20 protein-coding genes and 1 tRNA gene are annotated in these 21,986 nt (G+C 34.3%); 18 read left to right on the top strand and 3 right to left on the bottom strand.

The genetic code is table 11. The annotated features are described in order from the left end of the window. Nucleotides 1-78: 78 nt before the first annotated feature. Complete coding sequence (gene nadE / locus RMO83_RS12295; protein WP_310559992.1) at nt 79-885, bottom strand: NAD(+) synthase; 807 nt, start codon at nt 883-885, stop codon at nt 79-81. Nucleotides 886-1,032: 147 nt separating this feature from the next. Between nadE and gldB the strand changes: the two genes are divergently transcribed. Together gldB and gldC are read left to right on the top strand one after the other, a co-directional pair. Beyond that, nucleotides 1,033-1,998, top strand: a complete 966-nt coding sequence (gene gldB, locus RMO83_RS12290; RefSeq protein ID WP_310559991.1) for a gliding motility lipoprotein GldB — start codon at nt 1,033-1,035, stop codon at nt 1,996-1,998. Next, nucleotides 1,988-2,323 carry a gliding motility protein GldC gene (gene gldC / locus RMO83_RS12285; RefSeq protein WP_310559990.1) on the top strand — a complete coding sequence of 112 codons (336 nt, stop codon included), beginning with the start codon at nt 1,988-1,990 and terminating at the stop codon, nt 2,321-2,323. The genes gldB and gldC overlap by 11 nt, the downstream gene beginning before the upstream one ends. Before the next feature lie 76 nt (nt 2,324-2,399). Here the strand turns inward: gldC and yihA are convergent, their stop codons facing one another. Together yihA and RMO83_RS12275 are read right to left on the bottom strand one after the other, a co-directional pair. Then, nucleotides 2,400-3,020 (bottom strand): ribosome biogenesis GTP-binding protein YihA/YsxC, encoded by a 621-nt coding sequence (yihA, locus tag RMO83_RS12280; protein WP_310559989.1) that lies wholly within the window; start codon nt 3,018-3,020, stop codon nt 2,400-2,402. Nucleotides 3,021-3,031: 11 nt separating this feature from the next. After that, nucleotides 3,032-3,805 (bottom strand): alpha/beta hydrolase, encoded by a 774-nt coding sequence (locus RMO83_RS12275; RefSeq protein WP_310559988.1) that lies wholly within the window; start codon nt 3,803-3,805, stop codon nt 3,032-3,034. Between the two features lie 370 nt (nt 3,806-4,175). Between RMO83_RS12275 and RMO83_RS12270 the strand changes: the two genes are divergently transcribed. The 16 genes from RMO83_RS12270 to RMO83_RS12195 all read left to right on the top strand — a co-directional run bounded on the left by RMO83_RS12270 (nt 4,176) and on the right by RMO83_RS12195 (nt 21,849). Then, nucleotides 4,176-4,646: a division/cell wall cluster transcriptional repressor MraZ gene (locus RMO83_RS12270; RefSeq protein ID WP_310559987.1), complete on the top strand. Its 471-nt coding sequence runs from the start codon at nt 4,176-4,178 to the stop codon at nt 4,644-4,646. Continuing rightward, complete coding sequence (rsmH, locus tag RMO83_RS12265; RefSeq protein WP_310559986.1) at nt 4,633-5,529, top strand: 16S rRNA (cytosine(1402)-N(4))-methyltransferase RsmH; 897 nt, start codon at nt 4,633-4,635, stop codon at nt 5,527-5,529. The genes RMO83_RS12270 and rsmH overlap by 14 nt, the downstream gene beginning before the upstream one ends. Then, on the top strand, nt 5,526-5,876 hold the full coding sequence (locus RMO83_RS12260; RefSeq protein ID WP_310559985.1) for an FtsL-like putative cell division protein: 351 nt from the start codon (nt 5,526-5,528) through the stop codon (nt 5,874-5,876). Before rsmH ends, RMO83_RS12260 begins: the two co-directional genes overlap by 4 nt. Next, on the top strand, nt 5,867-7,873 hold the full coding sequence (locus tag RMO83_RS12255) for a penicillin-binding protein (protein ID WP_310559984.1): 2,007 nt from the start codon (nt 5,867-5,869) through the stop codon (nt 7,871-7,873). Before RMO83_RS12260 ends, RMO83_RS12255 begins: the two co-directional genes overlap by 10 nt. Next, the gene (locus tag RMO83_RS12250; protein ID WP_310559983.1) at nt 7,870-9,333 is read left to right on the top strand and encodes a UDP-N-acetylmuramoyl-L-alanyl-D-glutamate--2,6-diaminopimelate ligase; all 1,464 of its coding nucleotides are present in this window, start codon (nt 7,870-7,872) and stop codon (nt 9,331-9,333) included. The genes RMO83_RS12255 and RMO83_RS12250 overlap by 4 nt, the downstream gene beginning before the upstream one ends. Nucleotides 9,334-9,408: 75 nt before the next feature. Next, complete coding sequence (mraY, locus tag RMO83_RS12245) at nt 9,409-10,638, top strand: phospho-N-acetylmuramoyl-pentapeptide-transferase (RefSeq protein ID WP_310559982.1); 1,230 nt, start codon at nt 9,409-9,411, stop codon at nt 10,636-10,638. After that, nucleotides 10,638-11,975, top strand: coding sequence for a UDP-N-acetylmuramoyl-L-alanine--D-glutamate ligase (gene murD, locus RMO83_RS12240; protein ID WP_310559981.1), 1,338 nt, complete (start codon nt 10,638-10,640; stop codon nt 11,973-11,975). The genes mraY and murD overlap by 1 nt, the downstream gene beginning before the upstream one ends. A gap of 62 nt (nt 11,976-12,037) precedes the next feature. After that, complete coding sequence (locus tag RMO83_RS12235) at nt 12,038-13,339, top strand: FtsW/RodA/SpoVE family cell cycle protein (RefSeq protein ID WP_310559980.1); 1,302 nt, start codon at nt 12,038-12,040, stop codon at nt 13,337-13,339. Nucleotides 13,340-13,374: 35 nt separating this feature from the next. Further along, nucleotides 13,375-14,466: an undecaprenyldiphospho-muramoylpentapeptide beta-N-acetylglucosaminyltransferase gene (gene murG, locus RMO83_RS12230; protein WP_310559979.1), complete on the top strand. Its 1,092-nt coding sequence runs from the start codon at nt 13,375-13,377 to the stop codon at nt 14,464-14,466. A 548-nt stretch (nt 14,467-15,014) separates the two neighbouring features. Next, a complete protein-coding gene (gene murC / locus RMO83_RS12225) occupies nt 15,015-16,364 on the top strand; it encodes a UDP-N-acetylmuramate--L-alanine ligase (protein WP_310559978.1) in 1,350 nt (449 codons plus the stop codon). Further along, on the top strand, nt 16,351-17,076 hold the full coding sequence (locus RMO83_RS12220) for a cell division protein FtsQ (RefSeq protein ID WP_310559977.1): 726 nt from the start codon (nt 16,351-16,353) through the stop codon (nt 17,074-17,076). Before murC ends, RMO83_RS12220 begins: the two co-directional genes overlap by 14 nt. Nucleotides 17,077-17,079: 3 nt before the next feature. Further along, the gene (gene ftsA / locus RMO83_RS12215; protein WP_310559976.1) at nt 17,080-18,447 is read left to right on the top strand and encodes a cell division protein FtsA; all 1,368 of its coding nucleotides are present in this window, start codon (nt 17,080-17,082) and stop codon (nt 18,445-18,447) included. A gap of 39 nt (nt 18,448-18,486) precedes the next feature. Next, nucleotides 18,487-20,421, top strand: coding sequence for a cell division protein FtsZ (ftsZ, locus tag RMO83_RS12210; protein WP_310559975.1), 1,935 nt, complete (start codon nt 18,487-18,489; stop codon nt 20,419-20,421). A 245-nt stretch (nt 20,422-20,666) separates the two neighbouring features. Next, the gene (locus tag RMO83_RS12205; protein ID WP_310559974.1) at nt 20,667-21,116 is read left to right on the top strand and encodes a GatB/YqeY domain-containing protein; all 450 of its coding nucleotides are present in this window, start codon (nt 20,667-20,669) and stop codon (nt 21,114-21,116) included. 69 nt (nt 21,117-21,185) lie between these two features. Then, nucleotides 21,186-21,259: transfer RNA gene (locus RMO83_RS12200), tRNA-Arg, on the top strand. A gap of 62 nt (nt 21,260-21,321) precedes the next feature. Then, on the top strand, nt 21,322-21,849 hold the full coding sequence (locus RMO83_RS12195) for a helix-turn-helix domain-containing protein (RefSeq protein ID WP_310559973.1): 528 nt from the start codon (nt 21,322-21,324) through the stop codon (nt 21,847-21,849). Nucleotides 21,850-21,986 lie beyond the last annotated feature (137 nt).

Below are 21,986 nucleotides of genomic sequence, written 5' to 3'. Positions count from 1 at the left end.
TTAAAATTGCCTATATTTTAATAATTAGTAAAATTAATAAAAAAATTTATTAAACTCGCAAAAAATATTAGAAAAATACTACTTAATATCGTTTGGAATAAAACAAACTGGAATTTCAATCATTTTATGCTGGTTTGTGGCATTCAATTTTTTATAAATATCGAAGACGATTTTTTCCCTTCCTGAAAAATTTTCACTAATTTTTCCCTTTTCATCTTCCAGCATAGCCCACTCTAATTCATCATAACTCGCGCCTAACTGGTCTTCATCTGTTCTGTCATCACCAAATAATCCATCAGTTGGTGATGCTTCTAAAATAGAGTTTGGAATTTGCAAATATTTTCCCAAAGCATACACATCCGATTTCATTAAATCTGCAATCGGACTTAAATCTACTCCTCCATCACCGTATTTAGTATAAAAACCAACTCCAAAATCTTCCACTTTATTTCCTGTACCAGCAACTAGATAACCATGAATTCCAGCAAAATAATACAAAGTGGTCATTCGCATACGAGCTCGAGTATTGGCTAAAGACAAATTCACTTTGTCTAAATCGGAAACAATAGGAACAATAGTTTTAAAAGTTTCAAAAAATGGAGTCAAATCGGCTTCAATATTAGAAACGTTTGGAAATCTTTTTTTCAATTGTTCAATATGCTCGCGGCCACGACTTACGTGACTTGCCGCTTGATGAATAGGCATTTCAACACACAAAGTTGGCAAACCAGTTTGTGCACAAAGCGTCGAGGTAACTGCCGAATCGACTCCGCCAGAAATCCCCACAACAAAACCATTTACTTTTGCGTTTTCAGCATAGGTTTTTAACCAATTGACAATATGAGTATTTACTTTTTCGACCTGTAGTGTACTTATTTTAGACATAATAGTTTGGGTTTTTAAAATGTAGGTATTGTATATTTGCAAAAATAATAATTTTCGGGAGCTATTCCCGCTATCCGCTGTAATCTTTTACTTTTTAAAGAAAAAAGTAAAAGGATTTCCACTGCTGTCGGGGCTAAAAAAAATAAAATGAGAAGAATTTTTATATTATTTGTATTAATAATCGCTTTGGCTTCTTGCGACAAAAAATCGAAAGTCGAAAAAGCTGTTGAAGAAATTCCCCTAGAAATCAAAGTAGAACGCTTTGATAAACTGTTTTTTGAAACTGGGCCAAAAGATTTAGGTCAACTAAAGAAACAATTTCCGTTTTTTTTTCCATCAGAAAACAAAGACAGCGTATGGCTCAATAAAATGAAAGATCCACTATGGCGAGAATTATATTCCGAAGTGCAAAAACAATATTCCAATTTTGACCCTGTACAAAAAGACCTAAACACCCTTTTTAAACATATAAAATTTTATTTTCCTGAAAACAAAACTCCAAAAGTAATCACAGTAATTTCGGAAATGGATTATAATAATAAGGTCATTTACACTGATAGTTTATTGATTATTTCTCTAGAATTGTATTTGGGCAAAAACCATAAATTTTATCAATTCCCCAACTATTTGAAACAAAATTTCGAACAAAAACAAATCCTTCCGGATGTAGTTTCGAGTTTTTCTGCACAAAAAATAGCTCCAGTCAGAGATTCGTCTTTACTGAGTCAGATGATCTATTTTGGAAAACAATTATATCTAAAAGATTTACTGCTGCCTGACTATTCTGATGGGGACAAAATAGGATATACACCTGAACAAAATAAATGGTGCGAAGAAAACGAAGGCTATATGTGGAGGTATTTTCTGGAAAACGAATTGCTGTATAGCGACGATTCAAAACTGAGTAATCGCTTTATAAATACGGCTCCATTTTCTAAATTTTATCTCGAAACTGACAATGAATCTCCAGGAAGAGTCGGCACTTGGATAGGATGGCAAATGGTGCGATCTTATATGAATAATAACGATGTGCCGCTAGAAACAATGCTAAAAATGAATGCAAAAGAACTATTTGAAGAATCTAAATACAAACCTAAAAAAAATGGCGAATAACAATACATCCCAAATTAAGATTAATGTCCAATTAGATGAAAACCGAGTTCCAGAAAAATTGTCGTGGGCTGCGGTTGAAGGCGGAGTAGAACTTGAAGATGCAAAAGCATTTATGCTCTCGGTTTGGAACAGTGACGAAAAATCGACAAAATGTATCGAATTGTGGACAAAAGATATGGCTGTTGATGATATGAAAATCTTTTTTCATCAAACCTTGCTTTCGATGACCGAAACTTTTCAAAGAGCGACAGGCGACGAAAAGATGTCTGCTACAATGCAAGATTTTTGCGATTATTTTGCAGAGAAATTGGAATTGAAAAAATAAAAAAATCTAAATTAATAATCCCAAATTCCTATTGTAATGATTGGAATTTGGGATTCTTTGTATTTGGAATTTAATTTTAAAACTCACTATTGTTCTTAAAAACCTCTTGATTTACTTCCTCAATATAACTTAAAACTTCCTCTTTTCCTGTAGATTCGGTTGCGGAAGTAACAAAATACTGAGGCATTTCCGCCCAATTATTGGCAAACATTTGCTTTTTATAAGCAGCGATATGAGAATCTATTTTTACTTTACTGATTTTATCTGCTTTTGTAAAAATAATGCAAAACGGAATTTCACTTTCGCCCATATACGCCATAAATTCGATGTCGATATTTTGTGCTTCGTGCCGAATGTCAATCAGCACAAATGCACAAACAAGTTGTTCTCTTGTCTCGAAATAATCGGTGATAAACTGCTGAAATACAGACTTTGTTTTCTTCGAAACTTTGGCATAACCATAACCAGGCAAATCGACCAAAAACCAATTGTTGTTAATTTTGAAATGATTTATCAATTGTGTTTTTCCTGGTCTTCCTGAAGTTTTTGCTAAATTTTTATGATTGGTCAGCATATTAATCAATGATGATTTCCCAACATTCGATCGGCCAATAAAAGCATATTCTGGCAAAAAGTCTTTCGGGCATTTGTCAACTTCAGAGTTGCTGACAATAAATTCAGCGGTGTTAATTTTCATAAGCTAAAAACTTAGTGTGCTTTTAAATGAGTATGAGAAAGCCAGCCTTCAAGCAAACGATTGAACTCATCGGGACGTTCCATCATTGCTGCATGACCGCATTTGTCTATCCAATATAATGTCGCATTGGGTAATAATTCGTTAAACTCTTCGGCAACTGAAGGCGGCGTAACAAAATCGTTTCTTCCCCAAATCAAGCAAGTTTGAACATGCATTTTTGGCAAATCTTTCGCCATATTATGGCGTATAGCACTTTTAGCAATGGTCAACGTTTTTATCAGTTTTATTCTATCGTTTACCGACGCATATACTTCGTCAACAAGTTCTTTAGTAGCCATCTTTGGATCATAAAAAACATCTTGAGCTTTCTTTTTTATGTATTCATAATCACCTCTTTTAGGGTAACTGTCACCCATAGCGCTTTCATAAAGTCCTGAACTACCGGTTAGTACAAGACCAGCCACTTTTTCAGGGTACATCTTTGTGTGGTACAAAGCGATATGTCCCCCGAGTGAATTCCCCAATAAAATCACTCTGTCAAATCCTTTGAAAGTAATAAAATCCTTCACGTATCTTGCAAAAGCTTTCACATTAGTTTTCAAAATACTTTGAGTGTAAATTGGCAAATCGGGTATTACAATTTTATAGCCTTTCTCAGAAAAATGACTGGCTACAGCATCAAAATTGCTCAAACCGCCCATTAAACCATGTAAAACAACAATTGGAGTTCCTTCACCAGCCTCATAATAGCTGTATTTACCATCTTTTTTATAGTGTTTTTCCATACGATTTATCGCGATTTTTCAATTTCAACAAAGATAGGATTTAAAAATTAAAAAGAATTTTTGAAATTAAATTTTATGCATTTTAATTTATAGAAATTGTTAATAACTATATCGATTTCGTTTTTATAATTTTAAATTTTAGTTCTTTCAAAATGCAATTTAAAATGATGTGTTTACATTTTTACAAAGGAATCGTTTCTGCAAATCAATAATTCTCAACAAAGTATTGAAAAACGGCTAATGCACTGATTCACTCAAAACTAGTCGTTTTTAGTGAGAAGTGGTAAAACTTATTAACAAAGTGGTAAATTGTGGTAAATTGTGGTAATAAATTTTATATTTTTGCTCTACATCATTCAAAAATTTCATCTTGAATACAATTGTCGGAACATACGAGTGCAGAGTTGATGCCAAAGGAAGGCTACTTCTGCCTGCGCCTTTAAAAAAGCAATTGGGTTCATCTCTACAAAACGGTTTTGTTTTAAAGCGTTCCGTATTTCAACCCTGTTTAGAATTGTATCCAATGGAAGAATGGGATTTAATGATGCAAAAAATCAACAAACTCAATCGATTCGTTAAGAAAAACAATGACTTCATTCGCCGGTTTACAGCTGGTGTGAAAGTGGTTGAAATCGATGCCTTAGGAAGATTATTAGTTCCAAGAGACTTAGTAGTATTTGCAAGCATTTTAAAAGAGGTCGTGTTTTCGTCTGCGGTGAATATTGTGGAGATTTGGGATAAAGATTTATATGAAAAATCGATTAGTGGTGAAGATGTAGATTTTGCAGATTTAGCCGAAGAGGTAATGGGAAACACAAATGACGACAATGGAATATCATAATCCAGTTTTGCTTCAAACATCGGTAGATGGTTTGAACATTAAACCCGACGGCGTTTATGTTGACGTTACTTTTGGTGGTGGCGGACATTCAAGAGAAATTCTAAGTCGATTAGGTCCAGACGGAAAATTGTTTGCCTTTGATCAAGATGAAGATGCTTTAGCCAATACTATTCGTGACGAAAGATTTTCCCTGATCAATGAAAATTTTAGATTCATAAAAAGGTTTTTGCGGTTTTACGGCGTGAAAAGTGTCGATGGGATTTTGGCCGATTTAGGTGTCTCATCGCATCAATTTGATGTTGCCGAAAGAGGTTTTTCCACTCGTTTTGATGCTGAATTGGATATGAGAATGAGTCAAAAAAATGATTTAAATGCCTATCGAGTGGTCAATGAATATGATGATGCCAACCTGAAAAGAGTGTTTTTGGATTATGGAGAATTAAAAAATGCACCAGCTTTGTCACGAACAATCATTGAAGCTAGAGAATATCAACCTATTAGTACCACAAATGAACTGAAAGATGTTTTGGCAAAATATTTACCTGAAAAAGTCCGAAATAAAGTGTTGGCACAAATTTATCAAGCCATCCGAATTGAAGTCAATCAGGAAATGGATGTTTTGAAAGAATTTCTAGAACAATCATTAGAGATTTTAAATCCCGGCGGAAGACTTAGCGTCATTTCCTATCATTCGTTAGAAGACCGATTGGTAAAAAGATATATTAAAAACGGAATGTTTGAAGGAGAGCCAGAGCGCGATTTTTTCGGAAATTACTCAGTTCCCTTCAAAATCATTGACAAGTTAATTGTTCCTAATAATGCTGAAATAAAAATCAACAACAGAGCAAGAAGTGCCAAATTAAGAATAGCCGAGAAAAAATGAAAACTGGAGTTTACAACATATTAAAAGCACGGTTTCTCATTGAAGATGATGCTATAAAAAGCTGGAGATTCATCGTTTTTTTGATTGTTCTTGCTATAATAATGATTGCAAACACACAGCGTTTTGAACAAAAAGTGTTTGAGATAGCCAAATTGAATAACCAAGTAAAAGAACTTCGTTCAGAATTTGTAGACAGGCGTTCTCAATTAATGAAATTAAAAATGGAGTCGACTGTTTCTGAAAAGATGGTAGAAAGACAAATTTTCCCATCGGCAGTTCCTCCAACAAAAATAAGAGTAAAAAAAACAATAGTAAAGAAAAATTTCTTTCAAAACTTATGGCAATAGAAGATAAAAATAGTTCTTACAGAATTTATCTGGTAGCGGTCATCATTTTTTTGATGGCATTGGCTATTGCTATAAAATTGACCAATATACAATGGGTCGAAGGAGATTATTATAGAAAATTAGCCAAAGACAGAACAGTGAAGAATTTTGTTATTCCTGCTAATAAGGGGAATATTTATTCTGCAGATGGAAGTCTTTTGGCAACTTCAATTCCAAATTACGAAATACGTTTTGACGCCGTTGCACCAAAATCAGAAGATTTTATCAAAAATGTAAAACCATTATCCGATTCGTTAGCACTTCTTTTGAGGAAACCAAGTGGTTTCTATTTAAACGAATTACGAAAAGCGAGAGCAAACAAAAACAGATATTATTTAGTGGCTCGTGATTTGAGTTATACCGAGTTTGTACAAATAAAAAGTTTCCCCTTATTTAAATTAGGAGCCTATAAAGGAGGAATTATAATCGAACAGGAAACTGTTAGAGAACACCCCATTGGCGAAATAGCCGAAAGAACTATTGGATATGAAAGAACAAATCCTAACGGAACGGTAAACGGAAAAGGAATTGAATGGGCTTACAGAAAATATCTAGACGGTAAAGATGGCAAAATCTTAAAACAAAAAATTGCTAAAGGACAATGGAAACCTATCAGTGATGTAAACCAAGTTGATCCTCAAGACGGCTATGACGTACTCTCTACAATCGATGTTTACATTCAGGATATTGCACATCACGCTTTGCTAAAGCAATTAGAATTATATCAAGCAGATCACGGATGCGTTGTGGTAATGGAAACAAAAACCGGAAATGTAAAAGCGATTTCGAATTTAGGAAGACAAAATAATGGTACTTATTTTGAAACCACAAATTACGCTTTTGCGGAATCACATGAACCTGGTTCTACCTTTAAATTGGTGGATTTAATGATTCTTTTGGAAGACAAAAAAATAGATACAAGTGCCGTTTTCAATACTTATGGTGGAGTTATTAAATATTCTGGAAAATCGGTAAGAGATTCGCATGAAGGCGGGTACGGCAAAATCTCATTAGCAAGGGGATTTGAAGTTTCGTCAAACACTGTAATGGTTCAGGCGGTCTATAATAATTACAAAACCGATCCAAGCCAATTTGTAAATCACATTAATGCGATTGGGTTGAACAAAAAGTTAGGCTTAGAATTTCAGGGAGAAGGCAAACCATTTATACCGCAACCCGACGACAAAAATTGGTCGAATCTTTCACTTCCTTGGATGGCGTTTGGATACGGTGTTTCTCTTACCCCAATGCAGACTCTTACTTTTTATAATGCCGTAGCCAATGACGGAAAAATGGTCAAACCGCAACTTGTTTCCGAAATAAAACAATGGGATAAAACCATAAAAAAATACAATACAGTGGTTCTAAATCCGAAGGTATGCTCTACGGAAACCATCTTGAAACTAAAAGCAGTTCTAAAAAATGTTGTCAAAAAAGGAACTGGAAAAGGGCTCTATTCTAAAGATTTTTCAATGGCAGGAAAAACGGGAACTGCGCAAGTAAATTATGCGAAAAATGGCGGCTCCGAAAAATATTACGCTTCTTCATTCGTAGGCTATTTTCCCGCAGAAAACCCTAAATATTCCTGTATTGTGGTGGTTCATAAACCCAGTACAGTGAACAATAATTATTATGGAGCAGATGTTGCAGGCCCAGTTTTTAAACGAATTGCACAAAAGATTTTTACCGATGCGCCTTCAACAAATGAGATAAACAACATCAACAAGAAAATATTGAAACAAGAAAAAGACTATGATTCTTACTATGCTAAAGCGCAAAAAGAAGAAAGGTCAATTATTCCAAACGTAAAAGGAATGGCAGGAATGGATGCGGTAGCCTTATTTGGAAATCTTGGATTGAAAGTAAAAATAATTGGTGTTGGAAAAGTCAAAAGACAATCTATTCAAGCCGGCGAACCATTAGATAAAAACACAACTATAACATTAGAATTATCGTGATTATTTTAAAAGAAATCATATACAAAGTAGCCATCGAAGCCGTAAAGGGTTCGACAGATACTGCTATTAATAAAATAGAATTTGATTCTAGAAAAATTGCCGAAAATGATGCTTTTGTAGCAATTCGGGGAACGATTTCAAACGGTCACGATTTTATTGAAACGGCGATTCGTAATGGTGCTATTGCCATAGTTTGCGATATTTTACCAGAAATTTTAACACCTCGAATTACTTATATTCAAGTAAAAGATACCAATAAAGCATTAGCTTTTATGGCTGCAAATTATTTTGAAAATCCTTCACAAAGCTTAAAATTAGTTGGTATAACGGGAACAAATGGGAAAACCACAATTGCATCTCTATTGTTCCAATTATTTAAAAAAGCAGGTTTCAAAGTGGGATTATTGTCAACAGTAAAAATATTGGTTGATGATTTAGAATATAAGGCAACACACACCACGCCAGATTCATTAACAATAAATCACTATTTAAAAGAAATGGTTGACGCTGGTGTGGAATACTGTTTTATGGAAGTAAGTTCCCACGGGATTCATCAACAACGCACCGAAGCATTGCAATTTATAGGCGGGATTTTTACTAATTTGTCTCACGATCATTTGGATTACCACCCCACTTTTGCAGCATATCGAGATGTAAAAAAATCGTTTTTTGACCATTTACCAAAAACGGCTTTCGTATTATCGAACATTGACGATAAAAACGGTCAAGTAATGCTACAAAACACCTCTGCCAAAAAATTGACTTATGCCCTAAAATCTTATGCCGATTATAAAGCACAAATTCTCGAAAATCAATTATCAGGTTTGCTACTGAAAATTAACGGTAATGAAGTTTGGGTAAAACTAATCGGAACTTTCAACGCTTATAATTTATTAGCCATTTATGGAACAGCAATCGAATTAGGATTGGAAAGTCTGGAAGTACTTCGATTATTATCCGATTTAGAAAGTGTTTCAGGTCGCTTCCAATTTATTGTTTCCAATTCAAATATTACTGCAATTGTAGATTATGCACATACGCCAGACGCATTGGAAAATGTACTAAAAACAATTAATGATATTCGAACTAAAAACGAACAATTGATAACCGTGGTGGGCTGTGGAGGAAACAGAGACAAAGCCAAACGACCAATAATGGCAAATATAGCAGCTGAATTGAGTGACAAAACCATCTTAACAGCAGACAATCCCCGAAATGAAGATCCAGAGGTTATTATTAACGAAATGGAGCAAGGTATCGGTCCTCAAAATTTCAAAAAATCATTATCAATAACCGATAGAAAGCAAGCGATTAAAACAGCGTGTCAACTTGCTCAGCCCAACGATATTATTCTAATTGCAGGAAAAGGACACGAAACTTACCAGGAAATCCAAGGTGTCCGTCACGATTTTGACGATATGAAGATTGTAAAAGAACTGTTAGACCAATTAAATAAATAACAATGATTTAAGAATGAAAATTAACGATTTTTCTGAAATCTGAAATCTGAAATCTGCAATCTAAAATTAAAAAATATGCTATACTATTTATTCGAATATTTAAACAAAACTATGGATATTCCTGGAACAGGAGTTTTTCAATATATCACATTTAGATCAGCATTGGCTTTCATCCTTTCTTTGCTCTTGTCCACCATATATGGAAAACGAGTAATTGGCTTTTTGAGGAAACAACAAATTGGAGAATCCGTTCGAGAACTAGGATTAGAAGGTCAAAAAGAAAAAGCAGGAACCCCAACAATGGGTGGGCTAATTATCATTTTTGCGACGTTAATTCCAGTATTTCTTTTAGCAAAACTTCATAATATTTACATCATATTGCTGATTGTAACTACTTTGTGGATGGGAATCATTGGTTTTATAGATGATTACATCAAAATTTTCAAAAAAGATAAAGAAGGTCTAAAAGGAATATTCAAAGTTTTTGGTCAGGTCGGATTGGGTTTAATTGTGGGTTCAGTACTTTATTTTAACCCAGATGTAACCATAAGAACTGAAACCGCAAAGAGTAATGTTCTACAAGAAGTATCAGTAAACGAAATTAAACCAGCACCTGTTTATGAAAAATCTACAGCAACGACGATTCCATTTGTAAAAAACAATGAATTTGACTATGCCGAAGCATTATCTTGGATGGGAGATGGTTATGAAAAATGGGCGTGGTTAATATTTATTCCTATGGTGATTTTTATTATCACTGCAGTTTCAAACGGAGCAAATTTAACCGATGGTATCGACGGTTTAGCAGCTGGAACATCAGCCGTCTCGGTGCTGGCATTAGGGATTTTCACCTTCGTTTCAGGGAATATTATTTTTTCGAATTATTTGAACATTATGTACATCCCCTATTCGGGCGAAATGACGGTATTTATTTCGGCATTTGTAGGGGCATTAATTGGATTTCTGTGGTACAATTCCTATCCGGCATCTGTATTTATGGGAGATACAGGAAGCTTAACTATTGGTGGTGTGATTGCAGTATTGGCTATCGCCGTTAGAAAAGAATTGCTAATCCCTTTATTATGCGGGATATTCTTGGCTGAAAATTTCTCCGTCGTATTGCAAGTAGCTTATTTCAAATACACCAAAAAACGTTTTGGTGCAGGCCGACGAATATTTCTGATGGCGCCTTTGCATCATCATTATCAAAAGAAAGGCTATCACGAAAGTAAAATTGTAACCCGATTTTGGATTGTTGCAATATTACTCGCCATCGTATCAATAGTTACTTTAAAATTAAGATAATGAGATTAGTAATCCTTGGTGGTGGCGAAAGCGGAATTGGAACAGCTATTCTGGGCAAGAAAAAAGGATATGATGTTTTTGTGTCTGATTACGGAAAAATAAAAGGAAAATACAAAGAAGTTCTTATCGATAATGGCATTGCTTGGGAAGAGGAAAAGCATACGGAAGAACTTATTTTAAATGCCGACGTGGTGATGAAAAGCCCCGGAATTCCTGAAAAAAAATCAGCAATAGTTAATAAACTTGTCGAAAAAGGGATTCCAGTCATTTCAGAAATTGAGTTTGCTGCGCCATTCACAAAAGCAATCACAATAGGAATTACAGGAAGTAATGGAAAAACTACGACGACAATGTTGACCTATCATTTGCTAAAATCAGCAGGACTGAATGTGGGTATAGGAGGCAACATCGGAAAGAGTTTTGCTTGGCAAGTTGCCGATGATCAATACGATAGTTACGTGCTAGAAATCAGTAGTTTCCAGTTGGACGGAATTATAAATTACAAACCACATATTGCGATAATTACTAACATCAGTCCAGATCATTTAGACCGTTACGATTACAAATATGAAAATTACATTGCATCAAAATTTAGAATAATAATGAACCAAACTGCGGAAGATTTCCTCATTTACGATGACGATGACGAAGCTATCGTAGAATGGTTAAAAAACAATAAAACAAAAGCACAATTAATTCCTTTTTCGCTAACAAAAACATTCGAACTGGGAGCCTTTATAAAAGAAAAAACAATGGAAGTAAACATCATCAACGAGGAAGAATTCAGAATGGAAACCGAAACTATGGCACTTGAAGGCAAGCATAATATGAAAAATGCAATGGCAGCAACTTCTGTAGCAAAATTGATGAAAATTAGAAATGCAACAATTAGAGAAAGCCTATCCAATTTTCAAGGAGTGGAACACCGTTTAGAAAAAGTACTTAAAATTCAAAATGTACAATACATCAACGATTCGAAGGCCACTAATGTAAACGCCACTTTCTTTGCATTAGACAGCGTGAACACACCAACAGTTTGGATTGTAGGTGGTGTTGACAAAGGAAATGATTATAACGAATTGATGTGGTTGGTTCGTGAAAAAGTAAAAGCAATTATTTGTTTGGGAGTGGACAACAAAAAAATAATAGAAGTTTTTGGCAACGTCGTCGATATGATGATTGAAGTCAATACTATGGAAGATGCTGTAAAAATGTCTCAAAGATTATCAGAAAAAGGAGATACGGTTTTATTATCTCCTGCTTGTGCCAGCTTCGATTTATTCGAAAATTATGAAGATAGAGGAAATCAATTTAAGCAAGCTGTAAAACATTTATAAAAAAAGGCACTAGGTTTAAGATGATAGGTCCTAAACCCAAAACCCGAAACCCATAACCTAAAATGAAAGAACTAGTAAACAATCTTAAAGGAGACAGAGTAATATGGACATTCGTGTCTTTATTAGCTTTGTTTTCGTTTATGCCTGTTTTTAGTGCGAGTAGTAATTTGGCATACATTGGGCAAGGAACAGGAAATACCGTAAGTTATTTACTAAAACATTTAGCTCATATTTTTATTGGACTTATCATCATTTATTGGGTTCATAAAGTACCGTTTCATTATTATCGAGGACTTTCAAAAATTGCTTTACCAATAGTTTGGTTATTGTTAGGCTATACTTTAATAAAAGGGACAGTAATCGCTGGTGCGAACGCAAGTCGATGGATACAGTTACCCTTTATTGGAGTTTCATTTCAAACATCGACGTTAGCAGCTATAGTATTATTTGTATTTGTAGCGCGGTATTTATCGAAAAAAAATGACGAACCAATAACCTTTCAGACGTCAGTTATAGAACTTTGGATTCCGGTTTTTATCACTTTAGGCTTAATTCTGCCTGCCAATTTCTCTACCACAGCATTAATTTTTTCTATGGTAGTAATGATCACTTTCGTTGGAAAATATCCTTTGAAATATTTAGGTTTAATCATTGGAACTGGATTTGCAGCATTAATCCTTTTTTACGGAATGTCAAAAGTGTTTCCAGATTCCAATTTGTTTAGTAGAGTCAATACGTGGCAAAGTAGAATTGAAAACTTCAGCACTGACAAGCCTGGAGAAGATGATTATCAAATAGAAAAAGCTAAAATTGCCATTGCGTCGGGCGGAATTTATGGATTAGGTCCTGGAAAAAGCGTGCAAAAACACTTTTTACCACAATCCTCATCTGATTTTATATATGCCATTATTGTCGAAGAATGGGGATTAATAGGTGGTCTCGGAATATTGCTTTTATATTTACTATTGTTTTTTAGATTCGTAATAGCAGCTCATAAAGCCAACTCTCCTTTTGGACAACTTTTAGTTGTCGGATTAGGATTTCCAATGATTTTCCAAGCGATGATTAACATGGCAGTTGCAGTAGAATTATTACCTGTAACAGGACAAACTTTACCTTTAATAAGCAGCGGAGGAAGTTCAATTTGGATGTCATGTATTGCTCTTGGAATTATCATCAATGTCACTAAAAAAGAAGAAGAAATTGCACAGGAAATAAGCGATAAAGCAAGAAGAGAAGCGGCTTTACAAAAATTGATTGACAAGCAACTAGAAGAAGAAAATGAAGCAGAAATGGCTGCCGATGAAAACTATTCTATAGAAGATAAAGCCAATAATCCAATAAATGCTGTGCTGAATAAATAAGAACTTGATTGGTTGAAAATAATTATTTAGGAAAAATGGAAAATTTAAAATTCATATTAAGTGGTGGCGGAACTGGTGGACATATCTACCCAGCCGTTGCGATTGCCAATGAACTAAAATCTCGTTTTCCCGATGCAGAATTCCTTTTTGTGGGTGCCAAAGATAAAATGGAAATGCAAAAAGTTCCTCAATCAGGATACAAAATCGAAGGACTTTGGATTGCTGGTTTACAACGAAAATTGACCCTACAAAACGCAATGTTTCCATTCAAATTAATTGATAGTTTATGGAAATCTAGAGCCATCATTAAAAAATTCAAACCCAATGTAGTCATAGGAACTGGTGGCTTTGCTTCAGGACCTTTACTACAAATGGCTAATATGTTGCATATTCCAACGGTGATTCAGGAACAAAATTCCTATCCAGGTATTACAAATAAAATATTGAGCAAGAAAGCCAATAAAATTTGTGTCGCCTACGAAAATCTAGAGCGGTTTTTTCCAAAAGAAAAAATGATTTTGACCGGAAATCCAGTTCGTCAAGATCTAATCGACATCGAAAACAAAAAAACAGAAGCTATTCAGTATTTCAATTTAGACCCCAATAAAAAAACATTGTTGGTTCTTGGCGGAAGCCTTGGCGCAAGAAGAGTAAACCAACTAATTGAAAAAGAATTGAATCATTTGAATGCGCTAAATGTTCAGGTAATCTGGCAATGTGGAAAATTATATTTTGAAGATTATAAAAAATACAATTCGAATAATGTGCAGGTTTTAGCGTTCATTGATAGAATGGATTTGGTTTATGCGGCCACCGATATAGTGATTTCACGAGCTGGTGCATCATCAGTTTCAGAATTGTGTATTGTGGGTAAACCCGTGATTTTTATTCCGTCTCCTAATGTTGCCGAAGATCATCAAACCAAAAATGCAAAATCAATTGTCGATAAGAAAGGAGCTTTAATGCTTAAGGAACCCGAATTGGAAACACAGTTCAGCATCGTTTTTGAAGCCTTATTGAAAGACATTGGAAAACAAGAACAGTTAAGCAACAACATCAAACAACTGGCTTTGCCAAATGCCACAAAACAAATTGTAGACGAAATCGTTTCTTTGATTAAAAATTAAAGATTAAAAATTACGAATTAGGAATTAGGAATTAAAAATAAATGTCTAAATGAACAACATAAACCGCTTAATGAAGAGCATAAATGTCTTAATGAAGGCTAAAACGACTTAAGGAATCGTACAAACGACTTAAGGAATGCTAAAATAGCTTAAGGAAGAACATAAATGACGTAAGGAATCACACAAACGACGTAAGGAAAGCTAAAACGACGTAAGGAATAGCATAAACGGCTTAAGGAACAACACAAATGACGTAAGGAAGACCATAAACGACGTAAGGAAGACTAAAATGACGTAAGGAACAACATAAATGACGTAAGGAACAACATAAACGGCCTAAGGAATAGCATAAATGGCGTAAGGAAGTTTAAAACAGCGTCTGGAACGATATAAATGAAGTCTGGAATGTTACAAATAGAGTCTGGAGCGGCATAAACGGAGTCTGGAAGCAAAAAAAATTATGTGTCTAATAAAAAAATACAATAGCAATCGCAGTTTTTGAAAATTGAAATTGAAAATTGAAATTGCCATTGAAATTATAATTAAATATGAATCTAAACCAAATACAAAACGTCTATTTTATAGGAATCGGAGGAATCGGAATGAGCGCTTTGGCGCGCTATTTCAAAGTCATCGGCAAGAATGTATCTGGTTATGACAAAACCGAAACCGAATTAACTGCAGACTTGCAACAGATTGGAATTGCTATTCATTTTGAGGATAAAATAGATTTAATTCCTAATGATTATTATGTAGAAAATACCCTAGTAATTGTAACGCCAGCTGTACCAAAAACACATTCGCAATGGAATTATTTTCTTGAAAGAAATTATGAATTAAAAAAAAGAGCCGAAGTTTTGGGAATTATTACAAAAGACACTTTTTGTTTTGCTGTCGCAGGAACACACGGAAAAACAACAACGTGTAGTATTTTAGGACACATTTTATTCCAAAGTGGCGCCGATGTAACGGCATTTGTTGGCGGAATTGTCGAAAATTATAATTCAAATTTAATTGGAAATGGCAAAACAATAACCGTTGTTGAAGCAGATGAATTTGACCGTTCCTTTTTGCATTTGCATCCCGATATTGCCTGCGTAACATCAATGGATGCAGACCATTTAGATATTTATGGTGACAAAGAATCCATTGACGAATCTTTCAGAGAATTTGCTGATAAAATAGAAGACAAAAGCAAACTTTTCATAACAAATGAACTTTCTATCAAAGGCCTTACTTGTGCTGTAAATGAAACTGCTGATTTCTCTGCTTTTAACATTAGAATAATAAACAGTCAATATGTTTTTGATGTAAAAACTCCAACCGAAACTTTAAAAAATATAGAATTTGGTTTGCCAGGACAACACAATTTAATGAATGCGCTAATGGCATTAGCAATGGCAAAAACTTTCGGCATCCCAACTGAAGACATTGCTAGTGCTCTGCGTTCATTTAAAGGAATAAAACGACGATTTTCGTATCAAATTAAAAGTGAAAAATTAATTTATGTTGATGATTATGCACATCATCCAACCGAGATCAATGCAGTACATCAAGCGGTTAGAGAATTGTATCCAAACCAAAAAGTTTTAGCTATTTTTCAACCCCATTTGTTTAGTAGAACTAAAGATTTTGCCGAAGATTTTGCCAAAAGTTTAGCTGCTTTTGATGAACTAATTTTGTTAGATATTTATCCCGCACGAGAATTGCCAATGGAAGGCATTACTTCAAATTGGTTGCTGGATAAAATCGATAATTCTAGTAAGAAATTAGTTTCAAAAAAGGAATTGATTCCAACAATTTTAGCAAGTCAAGCAACCGTTATAGTAACAATTGGTGCAGGAGATATTGGCGAAATGGTATCAACAATTAAAAAAGCGTTAAATGAAAAACTTTAATTGGACAAATATTCGATTAATACTGATGTTTTCATTAGTTATTTTTTTGTATTCGTTTACATCGGATCGCAATAATAAGAGAAAATTGTTAAAATCTACTGTCGTTTTTGTGGGAAATGACGAGCCATATGTGAGTCAAGAAACGGTTAATAAATTGTTAATAGAAAATAATAAAGACGCTAAAAGTATAGGTAAAGATAAATTAGATTTGAACAGATTGGAAAAAAGGCTAAACTCACACGAAATGATAGAAAAATCTGATGTGTTTGTGAGTATTGATGGGGTAATGAAAGCAGTAGTGAAACAAAAAACTCCAGTTGCTAGAGTTTTTGATGGAGACAATTCTTTCTACATTGATTATAAAGGAAATAAGATGCCATTATCGGCGAATTATACAGCTAGAGTTCCACTGGTTTCAGGAGTAATAAATAAAAAAAACAACGAAAAATTAGCCAAATTATTTCGTATTATGCACGACGATGAGTTTTTGAAAAAAAACATCATTGGTGTTCAGATTATGCCAAACGGAAGCTTAATATTATTGAACAGAAATTATAGTTATCAAATAGATTTTGGTGGAACGTTAAGAATGAACGCCAAACTCAATAATTATAAAGTTTTTTTTCAAAAAGCAATTTTAGATAGTTCGTTATATAAATATAAAACCATCGACTTGAGATTTGCGCAGCAAGTGATATGTACTAAAAAATAGAAAATGGAAAAAGAGAATATTGCAGTAGGTCTTGATATTGGGACAACCAAAATAGTTGTAATGATAGGCAAAAAAAATGAGTACGGAAAACTAGAAATTCTTGGCGTTGGAAAATCCAAAAGTCTTGGTGTAGCTAGAGGTGTTGTTAACAATATCACGCAAACCATTCAATCCATTCAGCAAGCAGTACTTGAAGCAGAAAACAAATCAGGTTACAAAATAAATAATGTGGTTGTAGGAATTGCAGGGCAACATATTCGCAGTATTCAACATAGTGATTATATCATAAGAAAAAATTCAGAGGAAGTAATTGCCGGAAATGACATTCAACTTTTGATAGACCAAGTCAACAAATTAGCGATGTTACCTGGCGAAGAAATTATACACGTTTTGCCACAAGAATACAAAATCGACGGACAATCCGATATCAAAGAGCCTATAGGAATGTATGGCGGCAGATTAGAATCGAGTTTTCACGTTGTGGTAGGCCAAGCATCCTCAATAAGAAATGTTGCAAGATGCATTCAAAGTGCCAATATTGAACTCTCTGGCTTAACTTTAGAACCACTTGCATCGGCAAATGCGGTTTTAAGCCAAGAAGAAAAAGAAGCAGGTGTCGCATTAATCGATATCGGAGGAGGAACAACAGATTTAGCGATTTTCAAAGATGGCATTATTCGTCATACAGCCGTAATCCCTTTCGGTGGAAATGTAATCACCGATGATATTAAAGAAGGATGTTCTATTATTGAAAAACAAGCTGAATTATTGAAGGTTAAATTCGGTTCAGCTTGGCCCGGTGAAAATAAAGACAATGAAATCGTTTCAATTCCAGGTTTAAGAGGAAGAGAGCCAAAAGAAATTTCGCTAAAGAATTTGTCAAAAATAATTCACGCTCGTGTTGTAGAGATAATCGAACAAGTTTTTACAGAAATAAAAGAGTACGGACACGATGATCCAAGAAAAAAGTTGATTGCTGGAATAGTTTTAACCGGTGGTGGAGCTCAATTAAATCACATCAAACAATTAGTTGAATATATTACAGGAATCGACACCAGAATTGGTTATCCAAACGAACACTTAGCTGGAAATTCTGACGAAGAAATATCCTGCCCACTGTATGCGACTGCAGTAGGCCTGGTGATGAATAGTATTGAAAACAAAACACAAAGCGCTGTCAGATTAGAACAAAACACCGAATCTAAAACCGTTCGACTACCAAAAGTTGAAATTATTGAAGAGGAGATTATAAAAGATGATATAGAAGATAAAATAACACCTCCACTTGCAACAACTTCAAGCAAAAAAATCTTTTTTGACTTAAGTGGCTACTTAGGAAAAATTAAAGAATTCTTAGACAACGCAGAATAAAGAAAAATTTAAAATAATAAAAATAATAAAAACCATAAGATGATGAGCAACTCAGAATTTGGCAGTATTTCGTTTGATTTACCAAAAAACCAATCAAATGTAATAAAAGTTATAGGTGTTGGTGGAGGCGGTAGTAATGCTATAAACCATATGTTCAAACAAGGAATTAGAGGCGTAGATTTTATCGTTTGCAATACCGATTCTCAAGCTTTAGACAACAGTTCAGTTCCTAATAAAATTCAGTTAGGCGTTAACTTGACTGAAGGACTTGGTGCGGGAGCAAATCCTGACGTAGGACAACAATCAGCTATTGAAAGTATTGCTGAAATAGAAAAAATGCTTGATAGCAACACCAAAATGGTTTTTATCACCGCTGGGATGGGCGGAGGAACAGGTACAGGTGCAGCGCCAGTAATTGCTCAATTGGCGAAAGAAAGAGATATCTTAACAGTGGGAATCGTAACATTGCCGTTTTCATTCGAAGGAAAAGTTCGACTAGAACAAGCGCAGATTGGTATTAACAAACTGCGCAAACAAGTTGATTCATTGATTGTAATCAATAACAATAAACTTAGAGAAGTATATGGAAATTTAGGTTTCAAAGCCGGATTTTCTAAAGCCGATGAAGTTTTGGCAACAGCCTCAAGAGGCATTGCAGAAGTAATCACACACCACTATACCCAAAATATAGATTTAAAAGACGCCAAAACAGTTTTGGCCAATAGTGGAACAGCGATTATGGGATCAGCAGTTTCTACCGGTGTAAATAGAGCCAAAGAAGGTATAATTTCAGCTTTAGATTCTCCCCTATTAAACGACAATAAAATTACTGGAGCCAAAAACGTACTATTGCTCATCGTTTCTGGTGCAGACGAAATCACAATTGATGAAATTGGAGAAATCAACGATTATATCCAAAATGAAGCCGGGCACAATGCCAATATTATTATGGGTGTTGGTGAGGATGAGACTCTAGGAGATTCAATATCTATAACCATAATTGCAACCGGTTTTGATATCGAACAACAACGCGAAATTGTAAATGTTGAACCCGCTAAAATCATACATACGCTTGGTGACGATCAAAAAAACGAGTACGATTTGACAAAAAAATCAGTTACTGCCTTTAACTACGAAACAGAAACACCTGCTGCTAAAACTGAAGACAGAATTGTTTTTGAACTTTTAGAAGAAGAACAAGAAGTTGTTGAAGAACCTGCAAAAGTTATTCTTAAAAGTGAGGAACTCATGGGTATGAATGAGTTTATTAGAAATTTAGACGTGACATTCGAAATTATTTCACCTATTAAAGACCTGGATTTTGTCGTGTCATCAGCAGAAGTTAAACAGATAGAAGTCGTTGAAGCAAAAATATACCAGAAGGAAGAACAAGCTACTTTATCATTCGACTTACCTCTTTTTAAGTCTGAACCTGTAAAAAAGGAAGAAACTAGAACTTTATTTGAATTAAGTAATGAAACAAGAGATATTAAAGTAAATGAACCTACTCAATTTGTCCCAGTAACTGAATTGACCGAAAATGGAATCATACGCTATACTCTTGAAGAATATACTGAAGTGGAAAATGCATTGTTAGACTCAAAGCCTGCAGCAGCGGCAGTTGAAGAAATAATTCCAGAAGAGTTAAACATCACCATGAAAAAGATTGATGTCGTTGAAAACGGAACTGTTACTTTCGAAAACATTTCTCCGATGGATATGACAATTCAGGAATCAATGAAATTAAGAACTGATGAAAGAAGAAAAAAATTAAAAGAATTTAATTATAAATTCCATAATTCTATTTCAAAAGTGGACGAATTAGAAAGAGTACCTGCTTATAAAAGACAAAACATAGAACTTTCAAAAGGACAAATGTCGGGAATGAATTCAAGAATTTCATTAGGTACAGACAGCAATGACGACCTGCAATTGAGATCAAACAATTCTTTCCTACACGATAATGTTGACTAACTAAATCAAACCAAAGTTACCTAACCCGAAAATTGAATCAATTTTCGGGTTATTTTTTGCATTTTTAATAAGGAACACCATTAGAAGCAGTTGCTAATTCCATTAAAATACTATAAATTTGTGCTCCGATTGTTAGAGAGACTTTTGGTTTTTAAAAATCTGAAATCTGATCCCGAAGCTTGGGGACTGCAATCTAAAATCTAACCCGAGCGTCAGCAAACTGGCGTAGCAAATCATAAATCATTATGAGCTTATCAACACAAATAATGGAGGATATCAAAACCGCCATGAGAGCCAAAGATACTTTAGCATTAGAGGCTTTAAGAGCGATCAAATCTGAAATTCTTTTAGCGCAAACCGCAACAGGATCAAAAGAAGAAATCTCTGAAGCCGACGAAATTAAATTACTTCAAAAATTGGTAAAAACCCGAAAGGACAGCGCCAAAATTTTTACAGAACAAAACCGTATGGATCTTGCTGAACCAGAATTGGCTCAAATTGCCGTTATCGAAAAATTCCTTCCAGCACAAATGAGTGAAGCTGAAGTAGAAGCAGTAATTGCAAAAATCATTGCAGAAACTGGCGCATCAGGCATTGCTTCTATGGGAAAAGTAATGGGAATCGCCTCAGCACAATTGGGCGGAACTGCTGAAGGGAAAACTATTTCGACAATCGTTAAGAAACTTTTAGTTTAAATAATTAGGAATTTCAAATTACGAATTACGTTCATATAATTCATAATTTGAAATTCGTAATTAAATATTGGCTTCGTAGTTCAACTGGATAGAATTTCAGATTTCGGCTCTGAAGGTTGCAGGTTCGAACCCTGCCGAAGTCACAAAAAAATCCCGAAATTTTAGACTGCCCCCAAAAAGTTAGACACTATTTGGGGGTATTTTTATGGAAAGAAAAGTCAAGTATGATTACACATTTAAACTTGAATGTGTAAAATTAGTAGTAGAGAAACATTATTCTTGTAATTATGTTTCCGCTCAAAAAGGTTTAAGTAGATCTAATATTCGTAAATGGGTTGGATTTTATAAGGAGTATGGAGCCATTAGTTTGTTACCAAGAAAGAATCAAAGTTATTCGTTAGATTTTAAATTGAAAGTATTAAAAGCAATTGACAAAGATTTATTGTCTTTGGGCGAAACAAGTATAAAATTTAATATCCCCGATACAAGTATTATTGTAAAATGGAAGAAAGATTTTGCTAATTTTGGTCTAGAAGGATTACAACCTAAAACTAGAGGCAGACCAACATCTATGAACATCAATAAACGAAAAAAGAGAAAATCCGACAAGCCACTTACAAGAGAAGATGAGCTTCTTTTAGAGAATGAAGCTCTAAGATGTGAAAATGAATTGCTAAAAAAGTTGCACGCCTTGATTCAAGCAGAAGAGAAAGCCAAAAAGCGCAAGCCATAATGGAATTAAGGCATAAATTTGATTTGAATTTACTTTTAAATCAAACCAATATGGCACGAAGTAATTTTTATTATCATCAAAAAAAGACTAAATCAGTCGATAAATATCAGCAAATAAAAGAGATGATAAAATTCATT

It is taken from the genome of Flavobacterium sp. (assembly GCF_031423415.1).
Classification (GTDB): domain Bacteria; phylum Bacteroidota; class Bacteroidia; order Flavobacteriales; family Flavobacteriaceae; genus Flavobacterium.
Note: the sequence above shows the minus strand (reverse complement) of the source record. Positions and strands in the feature narration are given on the sequence as shown.

Excerpts from the sequence above, each read along its gene's own strand:
- nadE (WP_310559992.1), bottom strand. The coding sequence starts at position 885 with ATGTCTAAAATAAGTACACTACAGGTCGAAAAAGTAAATACTCATATT.
- gldB (WP_310559991.1), top strand. The coding sequence starts at position 1,033 with ATGAGAAGAATTTTTATATTATTTGTATTAATAATCGCTTTGGCTTCT.
- gldC (WP_310559990.1), top strand. The coding sequence starts at position 1,988 with ATGGCGAATAACAATACATCCCAAATTAAGATTAATGTCCAATTAGAT.
- yihA (WP_310559989.1), bottom strand. The coding sequence starts at position 3,020 with ATGAAAATTAACACCGCTGAATTTATTGTCAGCAACTCTGAAGTTGAC.
- RMO83_RS12275 (WP_310559988.1), bottom strand. The coding sequence starts at position 3,805 with ATGGAAAAACACTATAAAAAAGATGGTAAATACAGCTATTATGAGGCT.
- rsmH (WP_310559986.1), top strand. The coding sequence starts at position 4,633 with ATGGAATATCATAATCCAGTTTTGCTTCAAACATCGGTAGATGGTTTG.
- RMO83_RS12260 (WP_310559985.1), top strand. The coding sequence starts at position 5,526 with ATGAAAACTGGAGTTTACAACATATTAAAAGCACGGTTTCTCATTGAA.
- RMO83_RS12255 (WP_310559984.1), top strand. The coding sequence starts at position 5,867 with ATGGCAATAGAAGATAAAAATAGTTCTTACAGAATTTATCTGGTAGCG.
- mraY (WP_310559982.1), top strand. The coding sequence starts at position 9,409 with ATGCTATACTATTTATTCGAATATTTAAACAAAACTATGGATATTCCT.
- murD (WP_310559981.1), top strand. The coding sequence starts at position 10,638 with ATGAGATTAGTAATCCTTGGTGGTGGCGAAAGCGGAATTGGAACAGCT.
- RMO83_RS12235 (WP_310559980.1), top strand. The coding sequence starts at position 12,038 with ATGAAAGAACTAGTAAACAATCTTAAAGGAGACAGAGTAATATGGACA.
- murG (WP_310559979.1), top strand. The coding sequence starts at position 13,375 with ATGGAAAATTTAAAATTCATATTAAGTGGTGGCGGAACTGGTGGACAT.
- murC (WP_310559978.1), top strand. The coding sequence starts at position 15,015 with ATGAATCTAAACCAAATACAAAACGTCTATTTTATAGGAATCGGAGGA.
- RMO83_RS12220 (WP_310559977.1), top strand. The coding sequence starts at position 16,351 with ATGAAAAACTTTAATTGGACAAATATTCGATTAATACTGATGTTTTCA.
- ftsA (WP_310559976.1), top strand. The coding sequence starts at position 17,080 with ATGGAAAAAGAGAATATTGCAGTAGGTCTTGATATTGGGACAACCAAA.
- ftsZ (WP_310559975.1), top strand. The coding sequence starts at position 18,487 with ATGATGAGCAACTCAGAATTTGGCAGTATTTCGTTTGATTTACCAAAA.
- RMO83_RS12205 (WP_310559974.1), top strand. The coding sequence starts at position 20,667 with ATGAGCTTATCAACACAAATAATGGAGGATATCAAAACCGCCATGAGA.
- RMO83_RS12195 (WP_310559973.1), top strand. The coding sequence starts at position 21,322 with ATGGAAAGAAAAGTCAAGTATGATTACACATTTAAACTTGAATGTGTA.